This window comes from Streptomyces bambusae (genome assembly GCF_019400985.1).
In the GTDB taxonomy this organism is placed as follows: domain Bacteria; phylum Actinomycetota; class Actinomycetes; order Streptomycetales; family Streptomycetaceae; genus Streptomyces; species Streptomyces bambusae_A.
Genome location: NZ_WTFF01000466.1, coordinates 1 through 4,393, shown reverse-complemented (window position 1 = coordinate 4,393; position 4,393 = coordinate 1). Strand labels below are relative to the sequence as shown.

General features: G+C 73.6%; 5 protein-coding genes and 1 pseudogene. 4 read left to right on the top strand and 2 right to left on the bottom strand.

Going from position 1 to position 4,393, the window contains the following annotated elements; genetic code table 11:
• The 3 genes and pseudogenes from GPJ59_RS34075 to GPJ59_RS34065 form a co-directional block, all read left to right on the top strand.
• Window positions 1-222, top strand: a pseudogene (locus GPJ59_RS34075) (hypothetical protein); the annotation flags it as partial.
• A 108-nt stretch (window positions 223-330) separates the two neighbouring features.
• Window positions 331-1,101 (top strand): bestrophin-like domain, encoded by a 771-nt coding sequence (locus GPJ59_RS34070; protein ID WP_219671835.1) that lies wholly within the window; start codon window positions 331-333, stop codon window positions 1,099-1,101.
• Window positions 1,102-1,304: 203 nt separating this feature from the next.
• Window positions 1,305-1,931 (top strand): hypothetical protein, encoded by a 627-nt coding sequence (locus GPJ59_RS34065; protein WP_219671834.1) that lies wholly within the window; start codon window positions 1,305-1,307, stop codon window positions 1,929-1,931.
• 88 nt (window positions 1,932-2,019) lie between these two features.
• On the opposite strand, the gene GPJ59_RS34060 is transcribed toward GPJ59_RS34065, so the two are convergent.
• Window positions 2,020-2,517, bottom strand: coding sequence for a hypothetical protein (locus GPJ59_RS34060; RefSeq protein ID WP_219671833.1), 498 nt, complete (start codon window positions 2,515-2,517; stop codon window positions 2,020-2,022).
• A gap of 401 nt (window positions 2,518-2,918) precedes the next feature.
• On the opposite strand from GPJ59_RS34060, the gene GPJ59_RS34055 reads away from it, so the two are divergent.
• Complete coding sequence (locus GPJ59_RS34055; protein ID WP_219671831.1) at window positions 2,919-3,584, top strand: class F sortase; 666 nt, start codon at window positions 2,919-2,921, stop codon at window positions 3,582-3,584.
• 51 nt (window positions 3,585-3,635) lie between these two features.
• Here GPJ59_RS34055 and GPJ59_RS34050 read toward each other — a convergent pair.
• On the bottom strand, window positions 3,636-4,393 hold a 758-nt coding region (locus GPJ59_RS34050), incomplete at its 5' end, for a polysaccharide deacetylase family protein (RefSeq protein WP_219671830.1).

Sequence of the window (4,393 nt, the reverse complement as noted above, 5' to 3'; positions counted from 1 at the left end):
GCACCGCCCCCGGCCCCGCCGCGGGTGGTCCCCCCGCCGAGGCCGAGGCATGCGCCGCCCGTCCCGGTGGCCGCCCCTGCGCCGTCGAAGACCCCGGTCGCCAGGCCCGCCTACCGGACGGAAGCCCGCAAGCCGGCCGAACACCGCATCTCACCGGTCACCTTCACCCTGCTCACCTCCGCTCCCGCCGTCCTCGCCCTCGTCGCCCTGCGTCCGCGCTGAGGCCCGCCGGTCCTGGTCCTTCGGCCGTGGCCCTTCGGCCGTGGCCCTTCACTCCTGTCCCGGTCCTCGTCCTGCGGACCCTGCCGCCCTTCCCTCTTGGAGTCCCCCGTGTCGGAATGGCTCGTCCTGACCATCGCGATGGCCGCGGCCTGTGCCGTGGTGCTGTCCATCGCCTTCCTCAACCACCGGCGGATCGGCGACGACGACGATCCGAGCGAGACCCCGGACGTCATCGAGTACATGACGATGATGATCGGCGTGATCTACGCGATCGTCCTGGGCCTGGCCATCGCGGGCGTCTGGGAGGCCCGCGGGGCCGCCCAGGAGTACGTGCGCCAGGAGGCCCAGGCCCTGCACGAGATCAGCGTCCGCTCCGAGGTCTACCCCGCCGAGGTCCGGGCCCGGATCCGGGCCGATGTGGACGCGTACGTCTCGTACGTGGTCGGCACCGAGTGGAGGGAGATGGCCGAGCACGGCGACATCACCGACGACAGCGCGCGCCTGCTGGAGAAGATCCGCCGGGACGTGACCGACTACGAGCCGCAGACCGACCACGAGGGCCAGGCGTACCAGCCGCTGGTGGACCAGGTCGGCGCGGTCGACGACGCCCGCAGCGCCCGGGGCCAGAGCGCGGGGGCCACCATGCCGGGAGTGGTGTGGTTCGGGCTGGTCATCGGGGCGCTGGTGACGGTGGGGATGGTCTTCGCCCTGCAGATCCGGCGGTCGTTCCGGGAGATGCTGCTCGCCGGGCTGTTCAGCGCCCTCATCGCCTTCCTGCTCTTCCTGATCTGGGACTTCGACGCCCCCTTCGGCCGCGGGATCGCCGCGACCGCGGACCCGTTCCTCCAGCAGTTCCCGCATCTGGGAAGCGGGCACTGACGCCCCGCACCCGCACCACCGGACGGACCGGCCAAACCGGGGACGGCCCACTCGTCCCCGGTTCGGCCTACCACCATGCCCCATTTGCCCGGTTCTGATCGCGGGTCACCCCGCGCGCGCCTAGCGTGGCCGACATCGAGGTGCACCACCTTCCCCGTGCGGAAATCCCTTCCGCGGATGCTCCTCGGGTTCGGAGACCAACCATGGGCGTGATACGTACCTCCGCGACGGCCCTGCTCTGCGCCGGCGCCACGGGGACCCTCCTCGTGCTCGGCGCCTTCAGCGCGTCCGCCGGCAGTGCGGCTCCCGGCCCCCGGCCGGCCCGCCAGACCTCGTTCGGCTTCGCCGTCACCCCGTCGACGGTGGCTCCGGGCGGTCAGGTCGTCCTCTCCGTGACCGGCTGCAACGCCGCCTACGCCACCGTCTCCTCCGGCGTGTTCGACTCCGTCGCCGTCCCGCGCGGGCAGACCGTACGCGTGACGGTGGACCGCGACGCCCGGCGCGGAGCGGTGTACTCCGTCTCCTTCACCTGCAGCGGCGAGACCGGCTCCGCCGACCTCACCATCGCGGGCGGCACCACCCGGCCTACGACCAGCTCGACCGTCACGGCCACCGCCACCGCGCTCGCCGACGTCCCCGCCCCCGTGGTCACGGTGCCCGCCGTGACCGATGCGGGCAGGACGGCCGGCGCGGTGCGCGGCGGTCTGGGCGGCAGCGTCGCCGGACTGGACCCGCTGGAACTCGGTGCCGGGGCGGGGCTGCTGCTCGCCGCAGCGGCCGGGACGACGTACGTGGTACGCCGCCGCTCCGCCGCCCGGGGCCGGCACTGACCCGCTCACCGCGGCCGCCCGCCCCGGGTCCTGGCCGGGACCCGGGGCGTGCGGTGGGCGGGCGGGGCGACCGGGGAGGTTCGTCCGGTCAGGACCGCCCCCGAGCGGCGCGGTGACGGCGCTTGAGGTGGATGCCGGCACCCAGGGCCGCCGCACCGATGAGCCCCGCGCCGATGGCGGTCTCGGTGGCGGACGGGCCGATGGAGCCACCGATACCGCCCTGGGCGCCGTTGCCCGACAGGATCTGGAAGCGGTGGGTCCCGATGAGGCTGCTGTCGTTGCACTGGACCTGCAGCGTGTGGATGCCGGGCGCGGCGTGGTTGTAGATCCGTACGGTGGCGAAGTTGGTGGAGCCCGGCGACAGCAGGGTGGGGTCGAAGTTTCCGTGCGACCTGACCACGCCGCCGCGGCCGCAGCCGTTGGCGCTGACCTGCATCGTGGAGCCCTGGTGCACACGGAACGGGTTCACCGAGATGTTGCTGGGCCCGTGGCCCGTCCCGGATGGGTCCGCGGCGGCGAACGGCACGCTGAGTCCCACGGCGGCGCAGGCCGCCGCGGTCACGGTGAAGGCGCGAAAGGCACGCATGGTGGAACCTCCAGCGGGAAGCGCCCCGGAGCGGTCGCCCGGGATGATCGACGAGAACGCGTCCCGTCTCGAACCCTCCGTCCCGCCGGCAACCAGCGCATTTCCGGCTTTGGTCTCTCCGGTTGAGCGACACGCCGGGCCGCGCGCGCCGGCACTGACGGATCCGCAGGTCACAACCCGTCAGTCATTCATGTGACGAATACCTGGATGGCCGCACCCCTTCCGGCCGCACCCGCCTCCTCGGTCCCCGCACCACCGGCCGCACCCGCCTCCTCGCGCACCACCCGTTCGCCCCTCCCCGATCGCCGTTCCGGCCGCCCGGTCCTACCGTGCGGGAAGAAGGGCGTAAGGGGTGGGGAAGGAACGCGGGTCGGGACCCCCGCGTCGGGAAGGGACAACTGATGCCGTTCGACGACGAGACGGGGAAGGCGCGCAGACGCTCACCATGGGGCGTACTCGCCCTGGTCATGCTCTCCGGCCTCGCCATGATCCGGAACGGGGCGACCGCGGACGACGGGCCTCCGCAGCCCACGGCGGCGGCCGCCGTCGACGTGCGCCCGGACCAGCTGCCGGCGAACCCGCCCCAGCCGCCGCCGGACATGGAGGTGCTGGACCACTCCTCCGTGCAGCGCATCCGGATCCCGAAGCTCAACGTGGACGCGCCGGTGATGACGGTCGGTCTGGACGCGCAGGGCTGGATCGACGCGCCGCCGCCCCAGGACCCCAATCTGGCCGGCTGGTACCTCAACGGCATCTCGCCGGGCCAGCGCGGTTCGGCGGTGGTCGTGGGGCACGTCGACAACGCGCAGGGCCCGGCGGTCTTCTACGGCCTGGGCTCGCTGCGCAAGGGCAGCCGGATCGAGGTGGAGCGCTACGACGGGCGTACGGCGGTGTTCGAGGTGTACGGGGTGGAGGTCTTCTCCAAGGAGTCCTTCCCCGGAGCCCGGGTGTACGGGGACACGGGGCACCCCGAGCTGCGGGTGATCACCTGCGGCGGCGGCTACTCGAAGGCCAAGGGCTACGACGGCAACGTGGTGGTCTTCGCCCGGATGGTGGCGGCGCGCTGAGGGCCCGACCGCCCGGCGCCCCTCGGGGTGCCGGGCGGTCGGGCCCTGGCCTCACGCGGTCGGCAGGTGCGCCGGCGAGGGCAGCGTCATGCGGTAGCCGCGGGCGAGCAGCTGGGGCAGGTAGGCACGCAGGGCGTGGACGCTCTGCGAGCGGTTCCCGCCCGCGTCGTGGTTCAGGACGATCACTCCGGGGGCGGCTCCGCGCAGGACCCGCGAGACGATCGTGGTGGCGCCGGGCTCCTTCCAGTCCAGGGTGTCCACGGTCCAGGCGAGGGGTTCCATCCCGAGCTCGGCGCCGATCTCGAACACGGCCCGGTTCCAGGCCCCGAAGGGCGCCCGGAACCACTTCGGCGCCTCGCCGACCGTCTGCTGGACGATGTCGCTGGTGCGGACGATCTCGGAGGCGAGGGCGGGCCTGGACAGCTTGGTGAGCAGGGGGTGGGTCCAGGTGTGGTTGCCGATGAGATGCCCCTCGGCGGCCATCCGGCGTACCAGGTCGCGGTGTTCGGAGGCCATCTCGCCGCAGACGAAGAACATCGCGCGCACCTGGTGGCGGGCGAGCGTGTCCAGGATGTCGGGGGTGTAGCGGGGGTCGGGCCCGTCGTCGAAGGTCAGCACCATGGCGTTGTCGCCGGGGGCGCCCGGCGGCAGTTCCAGGACGGGCCGGTCCCGGGGGGCCAGCGGCTTGTTGGGGCCGCGGCGCGGTGGCGCCGCGTCCGTCATGGGCTGGAGGCGGTACGCCGTGCCGGGCGGGCCCTGGGGCGGCTGGACGGCGGCGGCCCCGGGGGCCCCGCCGGCTCCGTTCGCCC